16 protein-coding genes and 1 pseudogene are annotated in these 17,135 nt (G+C 70.9%); 12 read left to right on the top strand and 5 right to left on the bottom strand.

Annotated features, from left to right (window positions below; all coding sequences use genetic code 11):
• On the top strand, nt 1-444 hold a 444-nt coding region (locus tag AB0B35_RS14315), incomplete at its 5' end, for a Rieske 2Fe-2S domain-containing protein (RefSeq protein ID WP_361044936.1).
• A 36-nt stretch (nt 445-480) separates the two neighbouring features.
• Here the strand turns inward: AB0B35_RS14315 and AB0B35_RS14310 are convergent.
• Nucleotides 481-621 (bottom strand): annotated as a pseudogene (locus AB0B35_RS14310) (cell division protein DivIVA); the annotation flags it as partial.
• A gap of 512 nt (nt 622-1,133) precedes the next feature.
• Here AB0B35_RS14310 and AB0B35_RS14305 point away from each other — a divergent pair.
• On the top strand, nt 1,134-2,324 hold the full coding sequence (locus tag AB0B35_RS14305; protein ID WP_361044933.1) for a S8 family peptidase: 1,191 nt from the start codon (nt 1,134-1,136) through the stop codon (nt 2,322-2,324).
• A 140-nt stretch (nt 2,325-2,464) separates the two neighbouring features.
• Here the strand turns inward: AB0B35_RS14305 and AB0B35_RS14300 are convergent, their stop codons facing one another.
• Both AB0B35_RS14300 and AB0B35_RS14295 read right to left on the bottom strand, forming a co-directional pair.
• Nucleotides 2,465-4,942 (bottom strand): FAD-dependent oxidoreductase, encoded by a 2,478-nt coding sequence (locus AB0B35_RS14300; protein WP_361044930.1) that lies wholly within the window; start codon nt 4,940-4,942, stop codon nt 2,465-2,467.
• Between the two features lie 92 nt (nt 4,943-5,034).
• Nucleotides 5,035-5,787 carry a TetR/AcrR family transcriptional regulator gene (locus tag AB0B35_RS14295; protein ID WP_361044927.1) on the bottom strand — a complete coding sequence of 251 codons (753 nt, stop codon included), beginning with the start codon at nt 5,785-5,787 and terminating at the stop codon, nt 5,035-5,037.
• 99 nt (nt 5,788-5,886) lie between these two features.
• Between AB0B35_RS14295 and AB0B35_RS14290 the strand changes: the two genes are divergently transcribed.
• On the top strand, nt 5,887-7,995 hold the full coding sequence (locus AB0B35_RS14290) for an MMPL family transporter (RefSeq protein WP_361044924.1): 2,109 nt from the start codon (nt 5,887-5,889) through the stop codon (nt 7,993-7,995).
• Nucleotides 7,996-8,121: 126 nt separating this feature from the next.
• Here the strand turns inward: AB0B35_RS14290 and AB0B35_RS14285 are convergent, their stop codons facing one another.
• Nucleotides 8,122-8,397, bottom strand: a complete 276-nt coding sequence (locus tag AB0B35_RS14285) for a hypothetical protein (protein WP_361044921.1) — start codon at nt 8,395-8,397, stop codon at nt 8,122-8,124.
• 170 nt (nt 8,398-8,567) lie between these two features.
• On the opposite strand from AB0B35_RS14285, the gene AB0B35_RS14280 reads away from it, so the two are divergent.
• The 7 genes from AB0B35_RS14280 (at nt 8,568) to AB0B35_RS14250 (ending at nt 14,196) form a co-directional block, all read left to right on the top strand.
• The gene (locus tag AB0B35_RS14280; protein WP_361044918.1) at nt 8,568-9,110 is read left to right on the top strand and encodes a UTRA domain-containing protein; all 543 of its coding nucleotides are present in this window, start codon (nt 8,568-8,570) and stop codon (nt 9,108-9,110) included.
• Nucleotides 9,091-9,864 carry a GntR family transcriptional regulator gene (locus AB0B35_RS14275; protein ID WP_361044915.1) on the top strand — a complete coding sequence of 258 codons (774 nt, stop codon included), beginning with the start codon at nt 9,091-9,093 and terminating at the stop codon, nt 9,862-9,864. Before AB0B35_RS14280 ends, AB0B35_RS14275 begins: the two co-directional genes overlap by 20 nt.
• A gap of 11 nt (nt 9,865-9,875) precedes the next feature.
• Entirely contained in the window at nt 9,876-10,478 is a 603-nt protein-coding gene (locus AB0B35_RS14270; protein WP_361044912.1) for a DUF6707 family protein, read from the top strand.
• Nucleotides 10,479-10,663: 185 nt separating this feature from the next.
• A complete protein-coding gene (locus AB0B35_RS14265; protein ID WP_361044909.1) occupies nt 10,664-11,818 on the top strand; it encodes an alkaline phosphatase PhoX in 1,155 nt (384 codons plus the stop codon).
• A 20-nt stretch (nt 11,819-11,838) separates the two neighbouring features.
• Entirely contained in the window at nt 11,839-13,008 is a 1,170-nt protein-coding gene (locus AB0B35_RS14260; RefSeq protein ID WP_360540955.1) for an alkaline phosphatase PhoX, read from the top strand.
• Between the two features lie 110 nt (nt 13,009-13,118).
• The gene (locus AB0B35_RS14255; RefSeq protein ID WP_360540956.1) at nt 13,119-13,661 is read left to right on the top strand and encodes a hypothetical protein; all 543 of its coding nucleotides are present in this window, start codon (nt 13,119-13,121) and stop codon (nt 13,659-13,661) included.
• A gap of 1 nt (nt 13,662) precedes the next feature.
• Nucleotides 13,663-14,196 (top strand): GNAT family N-acetyltransferase, encoded by a 534-nt coding sequence (locus AB0B35_RS14250; protein WP_361044906.1) that lies wholly within the window; start codon nt 13,663-13,665, stop codon nt 14,194-14,196.
• A gap of 12 nt (nt 14,197-14,208) precedes the next feature.
• On the opposite strand, the gene AB0B35_RS14245 is transcribed toward AB0B35_RS14250, so the two are convergent.
• Nucleotides 14,209-14,601, bottom strand: coding sequence for a hypothetical protein (locus tag AB0B35_RS14245; protein ID WP_361044903.1), 393 nt, complete (start codon nt 14,599-14,601; stop codon nt 14,209-14,211).
• 124 nt (nt 14,602-14,725) lie between these two features.
• Between AB0B35_RS14245 and dxr the strand changes: the two genes are divergently transcribed.
• Nucleotides 14,726-15,907, top strand: a complete 1,182-nt coding sequence (gene dxr / locus AB0B35_RS14240) for a 1-deoxy-D-xylulose-5-phosphate reductoisomerase (protein ID WP_360541001.1) — start codon at nt 14,726-14,728, stop codon at nt 15,905-15,907.
• Nucleotides 15,904-17,130, top strand: coding sequence for a site-2 protease family protein (locus tag AB0B35_RS14235; RefSeq protein WP_361044973.1), 1,227 nt, complete (start codon nt 15,904-15,906; stop codon nt 17,128-17,130). The genes dxr and AB0B35_RS14235 overlap by 4 nt, the downstream gene beginning before the upstream one ends.
• Nucleotides 17,131-17,135: the final 5 nt, after the last annotated feature.

The following is a 17,135-nucleotide window of genomic DNA, read 5'->3' as shown; positions in this document are numbered from 1 at the left end:
ATCGCCGCGGACGAGAAGGTGCGCTACCGGTTCCGGACCGAGCGGCGGCTGATCGAGCACCTGCTCCACATCGACGAGGGCGACTGGGTGAACTCGCTGTTCCTGTCCTGCCGCTTCTCGGCGGCCCGGATCGGGCAGTACAACGAGTTCGTGTACTCGTTCTTCAAGTGCCTGTCCGAGGAGCGCCTGCAGTACGCCGAGGGCTGGTACGAGTCGCAGCGGCCCGACGCGGAGGACATCACCGTGGGCGGCTGGTCGTTCCAGCGGCGCTGCCCGCACCTGAAGGCCGATCTGACCCGCTTCGGCATCGTCGAGGGCGACCAGCTCACCTGCCAGCTGCACGGCTGGAAGTGGAACCTGGCCACCGGCCGTTGCCTGACCAGCGTCGGCCATGAGATCCGCTCCGAGAAGGCCGGGCAGCCGGAGCAGGCCCCGGCGGCCTAGACGTTCGTCAAGGGCGCCGCCCTCGGGTCAGGGGTGACTGCCTCTGACCCGGGCGGCTTCCGCGTGGGCGGCCGCCACGATCTGCCGCGCCTCGCGCCGGGCCTCCGCGAGGTGGTCGTCGGCCTGCTCCTCGGCCAGCCGCAGGATCTGCTGCACCCGGGTGCCGAGGCCGTCCAGCCCCAGCTGCCCGTCGAAGCTGGTCCGCACAGGAGTGGGGAGCAGGGTCGCGTCGCCCCCGGGCCTTAGCAGCGCGAGCAGCAGGCCCGCGCCCAGCAGTCCGACGCCGGTCCACAGCGCGGCCCCTTCGGCGTACACCCCGACCAGTGTGCCCATGCCGAGCCAGGCGAACGCGATCGCCCACCGTTGCGCCGTCGTCATCATCGGCGTACCTCCCCGTGTCACCGACATGAAAGCCGATGCGGTCAAGGCGACCCCGCCCGTCACCGCGCCACAGCTCGGTCCGTTGGCGTTTATGCAGGTCAAGTGGATGTTGCTGAGTGGCGAAGGCGCGTCGCCGGGCCTGGGGGCGGGTCCCCAACCTTTCCAGTGAATCGCAAGACAGCGATAAACATAAGTCTTCAAATATTCATAACCGCTGTATACGTTCCTCCAAAACAGTTCCGGCGGGTCCTGTCATCAGCTACGAGCCAGTGCCGCGGGCCGCCGGTCCGACAGGGGAGGAACCAACCATGAACCGTGCCCGCACGTTCGTGCTGGGTGTCGCGCTGGTACTGGCCGGTGCCACGGCCCTGCCCGCGGCGGCCGCCGCAGCGCCCCCGGAGGCCCCCGTGCTCGCCGTCACCGGCGAGGTCGTGGCCGACAGCTACGTCGTGGTCCTCAAGCCCGGCGCCGACGTCTCCGCGGCCCCCGCGCTCGCCGGACGGCACGGGGCGAGTCTGCGCAAGACGTTCCGGGCGGGCCTGAAGGGCTTCTCGTTCACAGGCAGCGCCTTGGCCGCCCGCCGCATCGCGGCCGACCCGGCCGTGGCCCTCGTGCAGCCCAACATGATCCACCGGGCCAGCGCGACCCAGTCGCCCGCCACCTGGGGCATCGACCGTATCGACCAGCGCAACCTGCCCCTGAGCAACTCCTACACCTACTCCAACACCGCGTCGTCGGTGCGGGCGTACATCATCGACACCGGCATCCGGTTCGCGCACAGCGAGTTCGGTGGGCGGGCGGTGTCCGGGTTCGACGCCATCGACGGCGGCACGGCCGACGACGCCAACGGGCACGGCACCCACGTTGCGGGCACCGTCGGCGGGACCACGTACGGCGTGGCCAAGGGCGTGACCCTGGTCGCGGTGCGGGTGCTGGACGCCGAGGGCAGCGGCACCACCGAGCAGGTCGTCGCGGGCATCGACTGGGTGACCGCCGACCACGACCCGGGCGAGCCCGCGGTCGCCAACATGAGCCTCGGCGGCGGCGCGGACACGGTGCTGGACAACGCGGTGAAGGCGTCGATCGCCGACGGCGTCACGTACGCCATCGCGGCCGGCAACGGCATCCTGGGCATCTTCGCGGCCAACGCCTGCAACTACTCGCCCGCCCGGGTCCCCGAGGCGATCACGGTGTCGGCGACGCAGAGCAACGACAGCAAGGTCTCCTGGGCCAACCGGGGCACCTGCGTCGACATCTTCGCCCCGGGCGTGAACATCACCTCGTCGTGGTTCACCAACAACACCGCCACGAACACCATCAGCGGCACCTCGATGGCCACCCCGCACGTGGCCGGCGCGGTCGCGCTTTACCTGCAGAACAACCCGGGCGCGACGCCCGCGCAGGTGCAGTCCGCGTTGATCGCCAACGCCACCACGGGCGTCGTCGGCTCGCCGGGCAGCGGCTCCCCGAACCGCCTGCTCTACACCGGCAACTTCTAGCCGCTCGGCATCCCGGCGCGGTCACGACCCCCGGACCGCGCCGGGCCCCGGCAGGGCGTGCCGAGGGGGCCGCCTTGCGACGACGTCGGCCTGTCCCGTCGAGTGTTTCGCGGCCTCGACGGAACAGGCCGACGTCCCTTTCACAGCTTGATGCGCTCGTTCTTCGGGTCGTAGAGCGGGCGCAGGGAGGCGATGGCGGGATAGACCCGCTCGGCGATCTCCACGGTCCACGTGCCCGCGTCGATCCAGGCCTGGTCCAGCGGCACGTCCCCGGCGTCGATCATCGCGAGCCCGACCGCCCCGCCGAGTGTGTGCCCGTATGACGCGGCCCTGATGTAGCCCACCGGCACGCCGTCGCGCCGCACCACCTCGGCGTGGAACATCATCGCGTCGGGGTCGGTCACCAGCACCTGGAGCAGGCGGCGGCGCAGCGGCCCCTCGGCCTTCTTCGCCAGCACCGCCTCGCGCCCGATGAACCCGCCCGGCTTGTCCAGCGCGACCGCGAAGCCGAGCCCCGCCTCCAGCACCGAGTCGGTGTTGTCGATGTCGTGCCCGTAGTCCCGGTAGCCCTTCTCCATCCGCAGACTGGACAGCGCCTTGAGACCCGCGTGCCGCAGCCCCAGCGGCCGCCCGGCCTCGACCAGCCGGTCGTACGCGTGCACCGCCTGCTCGGCCGGGATGTACAGCTCGTAGCCCAGTTCGCCCAGGTAGGTGATGCGGATGCACAGCGCCCGCGCGAACCCGAGGTCGATCTCCCGGGCGGACCGGAACGTGAACGCCTCGTTCGACATGTCCGCCGTGGTCACGGCCGCGAGCAGCTCCCGCGAGCGGGGCCCCTGGATGTTGATCTGGGCGTACGCCCCGGTCACGTCGGTCGCGAACGCATGCGCCCCGGTCGCCTCGAAGTGCCGGCGCATCCGCGTCTCCACGTGCCGGTGCGCGGTGTCGGAGGCGACCACCCAGAACCGGTCGTCGGCCAGCTTGGTGACGGTCAGGTCGGCCTCCAGCGTGCCGCCGGAGTTCAGCCACTGGGTGTACGTGATCGTCCCGGCGTCGCCGTCGACCCGGTTGGCGCTCAGCCGCTCCAGTGCCGCCCCCGCGTCCCGGCCCTGCACCAGGAACTTCGCCATGAACGACATGTCCATGAGGATCACGCCCTCGCGGGCGGCCCGGTGCTCCTCGGCCCAGTTGCCGAACCAGTTCTGCCGCCCCCAGGACAGCTTCTCGACCTTCGGCTCCCGGCCCTCGGGGGCGTACCAGTCGGGGCTCTCCCAGCCGCTGACGTCCTTGAAGTAGCCGCGCTGGGCGCGCAGCCGCTCGTGGATCGGGGACAGCTTGGCGTCGCGGGCGGTCTCCATGGACTTGCCCGGGTAGTGCGCCGCGTAGACCATGCCCAGCGACTCCACGGTGCGCGTCGCCCGGTAGGCCGGGTTGCTCTGGTACGTGTGCAGCCGGTCGATGTTCATGCCGGTCACGTCGATGTCGGGGCGGCCGTTGAGGATCCAGTGCGCCATGGCCCGGCCGATGCCGCCGCCGGTCAGGATGCCGATCGAGTTCAGGCCCGCCGCGACGAAGTAGTTCTTCAGCTCCGGGGCCTCGCCGACGATCGGGGCCAGGTCGGGGGTGAAGCTCTCCGGGCCGCAGAAGAACTTGCGCACGCCGACCTCGGTCGAGATCGGGATGCGGGCCATCGCCTTCTCCAGGTACGGCGCCATGCGGTCCCAGTCCGGGGGCAGCTCGCCGAAGGAGAACGAGTCCGGGATGCCCTCGACCTTCCACGGCGCGCACAGCGCCTCGAACAGGCCGATCATGAGCCCGGCGCCCTCCTCGCGGAAGTACCCGTACGACGACGGGTCCTCCAGCACCGGCAGGTCGCCGTGCATGCCCTCGATGGGCTCGGTGATCAGGTAGTAGTGCTCGGCGGCCTGCAGCGGGATGCTCACCCCGGCCTGCTCGCCGAGCTGGCGGGCCCACATGCCCGCGCAGTTGACCACGAATTCGGCCTCGATGTCACCGTACGGGGTGCGCACGCCGGTGACGGTGTTGCCCTTCTTCAGGACTCCGGTCACGGGCGTGTTCTCGATGATGCGCACACCCTGCATCCGGGCGCCCTTGGCCAGCGACATGGTGACGTCGACCGGGTTGGCCCGGCCGTCCTCGGCGACGTAGAACCCGGCCAGCACGTCGTCCACGTTCGCCAGCGGGAACAGGCCCTTGACCTCACCGGGCGAGACCTCGTGCACGTCGACGCCGCACAGCCGGTTGAACGCCGACACCCGCCGGTACTCCTCCAGCCGGTCCGCGTCCGTGGCGACCTGCACGAACCCGACCTGCTTCAGCCCGGTGGCCAGGCCCGTCTCGGCCTCCAGCCGGCTGTACAGGTCACGGGTGTACTTGCGCATCTCCGTCGACGTCTCCGACATCGAGCCGAAGGTGACCATGAGCCCGGCGGCGTGCCAGGTGGTGCCGGAGGTGAGCTTGTCCCGCTCCAGCAGCACCACGTCCGCGCAGCCCAGGTGCGCCAGGTGGTAGGCGATGGAGGTGCCGATGATGCCGCCGCCGACGACCACCACGCGGGCGCGCTCGGGCAACTGCGGACCGGATGTGTCACTCGTCATAGCGCGCGAGCCTACCTTCCTGACCGGCCAATCAGTGAACCACCGCCCACCCGACCCCCCACCTGCCGCAACCCGTCCGCCTGCCGCAACTCTTAAAGACTTGCGGGCTCCGGACTGCCCTGAGGCCGCGACTCTTCAAGAGTTGCGGCGGCGGGGGCGGCTGGGGGGACCTGGGTGGCGAAGGCGGCGAGTTCGGCTTCGAAGAGGGGCTCGGTGTCGGTGGCGGCCCAGGTGAGCTGGCCGAACAGTTCGGCGGCGAGCACGCCGTAGAGGCGGATCCAGGAGGTCAGGAAAACGGCGGTGACCTCGATCGGCAGCTCGCCGTGCGCGGGCAGCGCCCCGGCCAGGCGGTCCAGGTCGACGTGCGGGACCTTCGGCAGCCGCCCGGCCTGCCACAGCTCCAGCAGGGGCTCCACGAAGATCTGGCCGAGCTGCGCGCCCGCGCACTGCAGGTCGTCGCACTGCTGGTGGAACTGCTCCACGCCGGGCAGCGGCGGCCCGAAGATCAGGGTCGCCTCGGGGCGGTGCGCCAGCGTCCAGCGCCGCAGCTCCCGGGCCATGACCAGCAGCCGGTGCAGCGGATCGAGGTCGGGGTCCGCGTCGCGGGCGGCCTCGCAGGCGATCCGCGCCTCGTTGTGCAGGTCCGTGCACAACTCGATGACCAGGGCGTCCAGCGCGGGCACGTACCGGTAGAGCGCGGCGGCGGTCATGCCCATGTCGCGGGCGATGGCGCGCAGCGAGATGCCGGCGGGACCGCTCGCGACCAGCTGCGCCCGCGCGAGGTCCTTGATCTCGGTCAGGGTGCGCTCGCGCAGGCGCTCGCGGCGGTGTGAGGTGTCCGACATGGAGCTCCCTTGACCGGAGTGAACGTCGTCCGCGAAAGTAAACACCGTTCACTCAAATGAGTGGCGTAAACAATCATATCTGTTCCGGGAAGGAACGCGATGTTCGCGTGGTGGGGGCGAGCGGTAGTCCGCTTGCGCTGGCTGGTGCTCGGGATCGCCGCGGCGGTGCTGGTCATCGGGGCGTCGTGGGGCGGCGGCGTGTTCGGCGACCTGATCAGCGGCGGGTTCGACGACCCGGGCAGCGCGTCCAGCCGGGCGCACCGGGAGATCACCGCCCAACTCGGCCGGCAGGACGTCGACATCCTGGCGCTGTACTCGTCCGACGGTCTGACCTACGACCAGCCCGCGTTCTCCGGCGCGGTGACCGCCGTCGCCACCGAGCTGTCCGGGCGGCCCGAGATCGCCAGCGTCGTCGGCGCGCACACCCCGGGCGTGCCCGGCCGCTTCACCTCCACCGACGGGCACGCCACCTACCTGGCGATCCAGCTGCGCGACGGGGACGAGAACAGCAAGCTCGACGACCTCGCCGCGCTGCGCGACGACCTGGCCGCCGACGGCCTGCACACCGAGGTCGGCGGGCTCATCCCATTCCTCGACGACGCGAACACCCGGATCAACGACGACATCACCAAGGCCGAGCTGATCAGCCTGCCGATCCTGCTGGTGCTGCTCGTGTTCATCTTCCGGGGACTGGTCGCCGCGGCCACCCCGCTGTTCGTCGGCGTGCTCGCGGTGCTCGGCGCGTTCATCGCCGTACGCCTGCTCGCGCAGGTCACCGACGTGTCCGTGTTCGCCGTCAACATCATTACGATGCTCGGCCTGGGTATGGCGATCGACTACGCGCTGTTCGTGGTCAGCCGGTTCCGGGAAGAACTCGCCGCAGGGCGCAGCCCCGCCGACGCGGTCGCGCACACGCTGGCCACCGCGGGGCGTACCGTGCTGGTCTCGGGTCTGACCGTGGCACTCGCCCTGGCCAGCCTGCTGATCTTCCCGATGGACTTCCTCAAGTCCATGGCCTGGGGCGGCATGGCCGCCGTGCTCGTGGCGATGCTGGCCGCGCTCACCGCGCTGCCCGCCCTGCTCGCCGTGCTCGGCCCGAAGATCAACGCGCTGCGTGTGCCGCTGCCGAAGTGGTTCCAGGCCCGTCCGGCGGGCGAGGGCGGCTGGGCCCGCATCGCCCGCAGCGTGATGAGCCGACCCGTGCTGTACGCCCTCGGCGTCGCCGCGGTCCTCGCCCTCACCGCGACCCCGTTCCTGCGGGCGCAGTTCGGCGGGTTCGACGAGCGCGTGCTGCCCGCGGGCACCGAGTCGCGCACCGTCACCGAGCGCATCGCCGCCGAGTTCCCCGGCGGCAGCGCCGCCCCGATCAGCGTCCTGATCCTCGGCCCCGGCGCGGACACCATGCTGGCCCGCGTCCAGGCCGTGCCGAACGTGCCCAGCGCGATGATCGCGGCGCAGAAGGGCGACGCCACCCTGATCACGGCGTCGTACCCCGGGGAGCCGGCCGATGAGAGCGCTCGCGAGGTCGTGCAGGCGATCCGGGACCTGCCGGTGCCCGACGGCACGCGGATGCTGGTCGGCGGGCGTACGGCGGCCGACCTGGACCAGCTCGACTCCCTCGGCGGGCGGCTGCCGTGGATGCTGGCCATGGTCGCGGTGAGCACGTTCCTGCTGCTGTTCCTGGCGTTCGGCTCGGTCGTGCTGCCGCTGAAGGCCATCCTCATGAACGTGATCTCGATCGGGGCGTCGTTCGGCGTCGTCGTGTGGATCTTCCAGGACGGGCACCTGTCGGAGTGGCTCGGCTTCACGGTGACCGGGTTCCTGGAACCCGGGAACATGGTGCTGATGCTGGCGGTCCTGTTCGGACTGGCCACCGACTACGAGGTGTTCCTGCTGTCGCGGGTGCGGGAGGAGTGGGACGCGACCGGTGACAACACCCAGGCCGTCGCGTCCGGGCTGCAGCGCACCGGCGGGATCATCACGGCTGCGGCGCTGCTGCTGATGGTGGTGCTGGGCGGGTTCGCGACCGGTGGCACGACGACGATCAAGGTGCTCGGCGTCGGCATGGTGGTCGCCGTGGCGATCGACGCGGCACTGGTCCGGGCGGTGCTGGTGCCGGCCACGATGCGCCTGCTGGGCCGCTGGAACTGGTGGGCGCCGGGCCCGCTGAAGCTGGTCTACCGCCGCTACGGCCTCAAGGAGGCCTGACTCCCGCCGCTCGGCCGGCTGGCTTACGGGCCATGATCGCTGTTTCGGGTCAGAAAGTGCAGTCAGGCACCACTTTCTGACCCGAAACAGCGATCTTTCGCGTATCCGGGAAGCGCGGCCCGACGGTCAGCGAAATCCCCGATCGGCGAGCCGCCGCCGGACCACGTGATAGGCGAGCCCGCAGGCCAGGTGTGCGCGGGAACGGGACGGCCAGATGGCGGCGTACTCGTGGTGTTGTACGTCTGTGGCCCGGCCCCTGGCCCGCAGGGTCACCAGTTCGCGGGAACGCTGTGCGAGTGCGGCCACCCGGTCCAGGTCTCCGGCCGCTGCGATGCCCTTGCCCACCCATTCCTCGATCTGTGCGGGCGTCGCCGCGCGCACCGCGCCCGCGTCATCGGGCATGGGGGAGTGATAGAGAGCCACGGCGAGCTCGCCATATGGCAGGTGTGACAGGTGGTCCGCCGGTCCGGCACGCATGGGTGACTCCGATCGAAGGAGTGACGGCTGTCGCCCGGAACCTTACTGCCTTACTACTTAAGTCATCAAGGTATACGACGGGTAGAGTGCGCGTCATGGAACCCTCCGGCGAATCGGTCTCCTACGTCCTGCCGCAGCCCGTGGGTGCGCCCGACGCGTGGACGGTGGAGGCGGCGCAGCTCGGCGGGGTGGGCGCGCAGCGGCTGCTGGAGGTCGCCGAGGTGTCCGCGCCGCCTGCCGTGGCGGACGTCATCGGTCCCCTCGTGGTGGTGCGCCGCCGCTTGGTGCTGTTCGACGAGCGACCGGTGGAGCTGGCCGACTCGTACTACCCACTGGAGGTGGCGCGCGGAACCGGGCTGGCCGAGGCCGGGCGCATTCGCGGCGGCGCGCCGACCTTGCTCGCCACGCTCGGCTACCTGCCCGACGAGGTGGCCGAGGAGTTGGCGGTCCGACCGGGCACGCCGGCGGAGACGGCATCGCTCGACCTCGCGGACAGCAGCCTGGTGGTGGAACTGTTCCGGGTGACCCGCGACCGCGATGGCAGAGCGTACGAGGTCGCGGCGATGGTGATGCGGCCCGAGGGCCGGGTGTTCCGGTACCGGATGAAGGTGGGCGACGATGGCGTATCGCGACAGTAGGCCGCGCCACCATCAGATCGCCGCCGAGCTGCGTGCACTGATCATGTCGGGTGATCTGCCGCCCGGCGCCCGCCTGGAGTCGACGCAGCAGCTCATGACCAGGTTCGCGGTGACGGGCCAGACGGTCCAGCGCGCCCTGGCCGTGCTCAAGGACGAGGGGTTCGTCGTCGGCCGAGCCGGGCTGGGAGTGTTCGTGCGTGAGCTGTCGCCGCTGGCGATCGAGCCCGCCGCGTACATGCCGCCGGCCCAGCCTGGCGGCGGTTCCCGCTGGATCGACAGCGTCGGGCGAGGGCGCGGCCGGGTGCACCTGCTGGACGTGCGTGAGGTCCGACCGCCTGCGGCCGTCAGGTCGGCGCTGGGGCTCGCCGAGGGTGCGGCGGTCCAGTTGCGCCAGCAGGTGCTGCTGCTCGACGACGAGCCGGTCGAGCTGGCCTGGCTGTACTTTCCGCTCGAGCTTGCGCGCGGCACCGCGCTGGCGGAGCGGAGGCTGATCCGCGGTGGCGTGCCGCGCCTACTGGCCGATGCGGGACATCCGCCGGTCGAGTGGACCGACCAGATCTCGGCCCGCCCGGCCACCACGGAAGAGGCCCGCCTGCTCTACCTGCCCGGCGAGGTTCCGGTGCTGCGCACCACGCGCACCGTTCTTACTGCAGGCCGACGCCCGATCGAGGCGAGTGTGCTCGTCAAAGGCGCGCACCGGTACGAGCTTTCATACCGGCAGACGGTGGTTCCGGAAACCGGTGGGGCCGCTTAGGATTCGCGGCCATGTCGTCGTTGAGTGAACTCGCCGATCAGGCCCGGCTGGCGCTGAGCGCGGCGCTCGCCCCGGATGACGAACCCCAGCGGGACCTGAAGCGCATGAAGACGATGGCGCTCAAGCGGCTCAGCTTCACCCGCCTGGAGGCGTTGCGGCGGCTGGACGAGCTGACGACGCGGCTGCACCTGCACCGCCGCGAGGGCGAACTGCTGGCCGTCGGACGCGAACTGCTCGCCTACCGCTTCGACGGGAACTTCACCCGCTACGGCCCGGTGGAGAACGTGCTGGCGCTGACCGCGCGGACCGCCACCGCACTGGATGATTCCGCGCTCGCGGAGGCCTGCCGCTCGCACGTCGTCGCCGCCTACGGCCGACCGGACGAGTGGGACGCCCGGGGATGGCGGGACGCGATGGAGAACCGGCTGGGCGGGTGGCAGGTCGAGTGGCAGGAGGGCAACCGGCCGGCCGACGACCTCGGGTACACCAGCGCGCAGCTCGGCGAGTTGGCGTTCCTGGGCCTGTGGGGCGGGCACGGGCGGTGGCCGCTGGAGCGGATCGACCGCGAGTTCGACGCCAAGACTGCCCATCTGCGGGCTCTGCTCAAGCTGTGATCCGTTTTTGTGGACGCACGGCGCCCCTATGGGGGCATCCAGCGTCCACAAGAACAGATCTTGAGGGGGTGCCGCCGCGGCTGGAAACCGTTGCGCCATAGAGCGTTCACCTGACCACGGGATGCGCGACGTCTGGGGCTCTTAGCCTGCCCACTGACAGACATCGACAAACGTGGAGGTCTATCGTGGACCGTCGTAACGTGCTGCGCGCCGGGGTCGTGGGCGGCGCGGCCGCCGCCTTCTCGGGCGCGCTGTGGAAAGAGGCGTTCGCCGCACCCGCCCAGCCGGGTCCGGGCCCGTACGGGGCGCTGCAGGCTGCCGACGCGAACGGCATCATGCTGCCGTCCGGCTTCACCAGCCGGGTCATCGCGCGGTCCAGCCAGACCGTGCCCGGCACGTCGTACACCTGGCATGCCGCCCCCGACGGCGGGGCGTGCTTCGCCGACGGCTCGGGCTGGATCTACGTGTCCAACTCCGAGGTGTCCGCGGGCGGGGCGTCGGCCGTGAAGTTCAACTCCAGTGGCACCGTCACCAGCGCTTACCGCATCCTGTCCGGGACCTCGACCAACTGCGCCGGCGGGCACACCCCCTGGAACACCTGGCTGTCCTGCGAGGAGACGACGACCGGCCGGGTCTGGGAGACCGACCCGTGGGGCGTGAACGCGGCCGCGGCCCGCCCGGCGATGGGCCGGTTCAAGCACGAGGCCGCCGCGTGCGATCCGGTGAACCAGGTCATTTACCTGACCGAGGACCAGAGTGACGGCTGTTTCTACCGGTTCATCCCGAACACCTGGGGAAACCTCGCCTCCGGCACGCTTCAGGTCGCCAAGGGCGGTTCCGGCACGTCCGTCACGCTCACCTGGGCCACCGTGCCCGACCCGGACGGCTCGCCCACGGCGACCCGCAACCAGGTCAGCGGCGTGAAGCGGTTCAACGGCGGCGAGGGCTGCTGGTACGACAACGGCATCGTCTACTTCACCACCAAGGGCGACAATCGAGTCTGGGCGTATAACACAGCCACCGCGCTGATCGAGCTGGCGTACGACGACTCGCTGGTGAGCGGCACGCCGCCGCTGACCGGGGTCGACAACATCACCGGCAGCGCGACCAGCGGGGACCTGTTCGTCGCCGAAGACGGCGGCAACCTGGAGATCTGCGTCATCACTCCGGACGACGTCATCGCGCCGTTCCTGCGCATCACCGGGCAGAGCTCCTCGGAGGTCACCGGACCGGCCTTCAACCCGGCCGGGAACCGCTTCTACTTCTCGTCCCAGCGGGGCACCTCGGGTTCCTCGTCCGGCGGGATCACGTACGAGGTCACCGGGCCGTTCCGGTCCTGACCGCGGACGGGAGGAACGTGATGGACCGACGTCAGGTGCTGCGGGCCGGCGTCGCCGGCGCGGGTGTGGCGGCGTTCTCGGGCGCGCTGTGGCAGCAGGCGTTCGCTGCGCTCGCCCAGCCGGGCGTCGGTCCCTACGGCGAGCTGTCGGCGGCCGACGCCCACGGCGTGGCGCTGCCCGTCGGCTTCACCAGCCGGGTCGTCGCACGGTCCGGCCAGACCGTGCCCGGCACGCCGTACACCTGGCACGCCGCCCCCGACGGCGGGGCGTGCTTCGCCGACGGCGCGGGCTGGATCTACGTCTCCAACTCGGAGGTCCCGGTCGGCGGCGGCGCGTCGGCGATCAGGTTCGGCCCGGACGGCGGCGTCGGTTCCGCGTATCGGATCCTGTCCGGCACCAGCGTGAACTGCGCCGGCGGGGCCACGCCTTGGCAGACCTGGCTGTCGTGCGAGGAGATCCCCCTGGGCCGGGTCGTCGAGACCGACCCGTGGGGCGTGCGGCCCGCCCGGGAACGGACCAGGATGGGCCGGTTCAAGCACGAGGCCGCCGCCTGCGACCCCGACCGCCGGGTCGTCTACCTCACCGAGGACGAGGAGGACGGCTGCTTCTACCGCTTCGTCCCGGACACGTGGGGCGACCTGGGCACCGGACGGCTGCAGGTGCTGTGCGCCCCGGTGGGCGCCACCTCCGGCCCGGTCACCTGGCGCGACGTGCCGGACCGGGACGGCCTGCCGGTCCCCACCCGCCGACAGGTCGGCGCGGCGCTGCGGTTCGACGGCGGCGAGGGCTGCTGGTACGACCACGGGACCTGCTACTTCACCACCAAGGGCGACAACCGGGTGTGGGCGTACGACGCCGCCGCCTCGACCGTCGCGCTGGCGTACGACGACTCGCTGGTGACCGGCACGCCACCGCTGACCGGCGTGGACAACATCACCGGCTCGCCCCGCAACGCCGACCTGTACGTGGCCGAGGACGGCGGCAACATGGAGATCAACGTGATCACCGCGGACGGGGTCGTCGCGCCGTTCCTGCGCCTGACCGGGCAGGACGCCTCGGAGATCACCGGACCGGCCTTCAATCCGGCCGGAGACCGGCTCTACTTCTCGTCCCAGCGCGGCGTCTCCGGCGCTAAGTGGGGGTCCGGCGGCATCACGTACGAGGTCACCGGCCCGTTCCGGGGCCCGTGAAGCGGTTCGCCGCGCCGTCGCGCACGCGGTGACCCGGCCCGCCCGATCCGTTGGCGCGGACCGGGATCAACGGCGTTGACCCGGGCAGGCCCGGTGGCCATACTGCCCCGATGCAGATCCACAGCGAGGACCTCGTCGAGGTGACGTGGATGTGGGACCGCGGCGGGTTCCGCCGGGTCGCCTGGACGGAGAAGGGCTACCAGAACCGCAGGATGGTGGTCGTGGCGCTGATCAGCCTGACCGTCGCGGCGTGGGCGTTCGACCTGTGGGGCAAGCTCGGCGGGCCGTTCCCGTACGCCGCGGTCTGGTTGTCCCTGCTCGGGGTTGCCCTGGTCGGGCAGGTGTGCCTGACCGCCTGGCTGTGGCTGCGCAGGACCCCGGACTTCTGGTACGCGCCGATGACGGTGCGCATCGACGCCGACGGGGTCCGGCTGATCCTGGCCAGCGGCGAGTTCTTCTACCGTTGGGCGCTGATGTCCCCGGTCGTCCGGACCGCGCACGACTGGCATTTCCACGTCCGCTCGGTCGGCGGCGTCACCGTGCCGCGCGGGCTGATCTCGCCCGCTGACGACGCGGCGATCGCGGTGGTCGTCGACCGGTACGCCCACCTGGTCGGCCGTCCCGCCGACATGCCCCCGCCCGCGGAGGTCTGAGGTGCGCCTCGAAACCGAGCGGCTGGTCATCCGGGAGTGGACCGACAGCCCCGCCGACCTGGCCCGCAACTACGACATCTACCGGCGCGAAGAGGTCACCCGCTGGCTGGGCATGCCCGCGCCGCTGTCCGGACCGGCGCAGTCGCAGCTCGTCATCGACCGGCGGCGCGAGTACTACGCCGCCGCACCCGGTTACGGCGTGTGGGCGGTGGAGTCTCGTGACTTCGGTCTGGTAGCGGGGTCGGTGCTGCTCAAGCCACTTCCTGAGCCCGCCGACGGTCCGGGCCGGGGCGAGGTCGAGATCGGCTGGCACTTCCACCCCGACTGCTGGGGGCACGGGTACGCCACCGAGGCGGCGCGGGCCGTGCTGGCGTACGGCTGGACGCTCGGGCTGACGGAGATCCATGCCATCGCCCGCCCGGACAACACGCCCTCGCTCGCGGTGATGCGCCGCATCGGCATGACCCGCGTCGGCCGCACCCACCGCTGGTACGACCTGGAAGCCGAGTTGTACGTGATCAGGAACGCCACATGATCTTCGCCGGATTCATGATCGAGTCCGGGACCCGCGCATGAGCCGCACCGCATCTTCGACGCCCCAACCGAGCAGTTCCGCCCGGCGCAGGGCCATGAGCAGCAATTGAACGGTCACGTCCGAACCGAAATCATCCGCGCTCCACTCCCACAGCTTCTCGATCCCCAGATCGTCGGCATGTGCGATGCCGTATCGCTCGCGGATCTCGGCGACCAGCCCGACGACGGCGTCCGCGCGGGACGGAGCCAGGCGGTGGCACTCCAGCACAAGAGGTGGGCCGTCTTCGATCACGCGGCATCCGTCAGGTGGAGTCTCGCGCAGGCGCTGATAACCGCCCGCCGGCGCGGGCGGTCCCGGAAGTGGCTCCAGCACCAGCGTGAACTTGTGGAGTGGCGAGTCGGACACATCGTCATTGTCGCTCCGCCCCCGTCGTCGCGCACGGGGCGACGAGCGGGCGTCCCCGTAGGGCCCGGCTGAACACCGGTGAACGGGAGTCGGCGAGAATGAAGGCATGATCCCCCGCGAGATCGTGCTGCTCGGCTCCACCGGGTCGATCGGCACCCAGGCCATAGACATCGTGCGCCGCAATCCGGACCGGTTCCGGGTCGTGGCGCTGGGCGCGGGCGGCGGCAACGTGGCCCTGCTGGCGCAGCAGGCGCTGGAGCTGGGCGTCGAGGCGGTCGGGGTGGCCAAGTCCACCGCCGCGCAGGACCTGCAGCTGGCGTTCTACGCCGAGGCGCAGCGCCGCGGGTGGTCGTCGGGCGACTTCAAGCTGCCGAAGATCCTGGCCGGGCCGCAGGCGATGACGGAGCTGGCCGAGTGGCCGGCGGACATCGTGCTCAACGGCGTGGTCGGCTCGCTGGGGCTGGCGCCGACGCTGGCCGCGCTGCGGGCGGGGCGCATCCTGGCGCTGGCCAACAAGGAGTCGCTGGTGGCGGGTGGGCCGCTGGTGCGGGCCGTGGCCAAGCCGGGGCAGATCGTGCCGGTGGACAGCGAGCACTCGGCGCTGGCGCAGTGCCTGCGCGGCGGCACCCGGGCCGAGGTGCGCAAGCTGATCCTGACCGCGAGCGGGGGCGCGTTCCGCGGCCGCCGTCGCGAGGAACTGGGCGCGGTCACCGTCGAGGAGGCGCTCAAGCACCCGACCTGGGACATGGGCCCGGTGGTGACGATCAACTCGGCGACGCTGGTGAACAAGGGCCTTGAGGTGATCGAGGCGCACGAGCTGTTCGACGTGGCGTACGACGACATCGAGGTGATGGTGCACCCGCAGTCGGTGCTGCACTCCCTGGTCGAGTTCACCGACGGCTCGACGCTGGCCCAGGCCAGCCCGCCGGACATGCGGCTGCCGATCGCGCTGGCGCTGGGCTGGCCCGACCGGGTGCCCGAGGCGGCCGCGCCGGTCGACTGGACACTCGCGCACAACTGGGAGCTGCGCCCGCTGGACAACGAGGCCTTCCCGGCGGTGGAGCTGGCCAAGGCCGCGGGCCGGGCCGGGCGCTGCCGGCCGGCGATCTACAACGCCGCGAACGAGGAGTGTGTGGCGGCTTTCACAGCGGGCCGTCTGCCGTTCCTGGCCATCGTCGACACCGTGGGGGAGATCCTCGACGGTGCGCCCGACTATGACGAACCGGGTACCGTCGAGGACGTGCTCGCCGCGGAGCACTGGGCGCGCACGCGCGCGCATGACCTGATCAAGGAGAAGAGCGCCTGATGAACGCCCTGGGGATCGCCCTCTTCGCGCTTGTCATCCTGATCTCCGTAAGCCTGCACGAAGCCGGCCACATGGGCACGGCGAAGGCCTTCGGCATGAAGGTGACCCGGTATTTCGTGGGTTTCGGTCCCACTCTGTGGTCGTTCCGCCGCGGCGAGACCGAGTACGGCATCAAGGGCATCCCGCTCGGCGGGTTCGTCAAGATCGTCGGCATGACGCCGCAGGACGAGGACGCCGACGACCCCAAGGCGATGTGGCGCTTCCCGGTGTGGAAGCGCTCGATCGTGATGTCGGCGGGTTCGATCGTGCACTTCATCCTGGCCGCTGTCGCGATCTGGGGCCTGGCGGTCTTCTCCGGCCTGCCCAACCCGGACCTGCCCAGCAAGGAGCCCAGCGCCGGCCAGCCGGCCGTGCTGAAGGTGCAGCCGTGCGTGGTGACCGCCCTGCCGCTGCGCGCCTGTGAGGCGAAGGACCCGGCGAGCCCGGCCAGCCAGGCCGGCCTGCGCGACGGCGACAAGCTGATCGCCGTGAACGGCACCGCGGTGGCCAACTGGGGTGAGGCGATCAAGCAGATCCGCCCGCTGGGCGTCGGCCAGGCCGCCACGATGACGGTGCTGCGCGACGGCTCGCCGCAGACGCTGCAGGTGACACCGGCGGCGGTCGAGCGGGAGATGACCGACGGCAGCGTGCAGAAGGTCGCCGCGATCGGTGTCGGCCTCGACGCGACCGTTCCCTACCTGGTCAAGTACGGCCCCGGTGAGGCCGTCGGCGCCAGCGCACAGTACGCCGGGACCATGGTCGGCGCGACGTTCGAGGCGCTCAAGGAGTTCCCGAAGCGCATTCCGGCGCTGTTCTCGGCCATCGGCGGCGAGAAGCGCGACCCGAACACCCCGATCAGCGTGGTGGGCATCAGCCTGCTGGGCGGCGAGGCGGTGAACGAGGGCGCGTGGAGCATGTTCGTCGGGCTGTTCATCGCGTTCAACCTGTTCATCGGCATCTTCAACCTGCTGCCGCTGCTTCCCCTGGACGGGGGACACCTGTTCATCGCCTGGTTCGAGAGAATTCGTTCATGGGTGTACGCGCGGTTGCACAAGCCCGACCCGGGCCGGGTCGACTACTTCAAGCTGATGCCTCTGACCTATACGGTCATCCTGATCTTCGGTGCGTTCACCCTGCTGACCGTCACCGCGGACCTCGTCAACCCCATCTCGATCTACAAGTGAGTGTG

The organism is Catellatospora sp. NPDC049133, from assembly GCF_040648455.1.
Lineage (GTDB): Bacteria > Actinomycetota > Actinomycetes > Mycobacteriales > Micromonosporaceae > Catellatospora > Catellatospora aurea.
The sequence above is the reverse complement of the archived record's forward strand: the minus strand, read 5'-3'. Positions and strand labels throughout refer to the sequence as shown.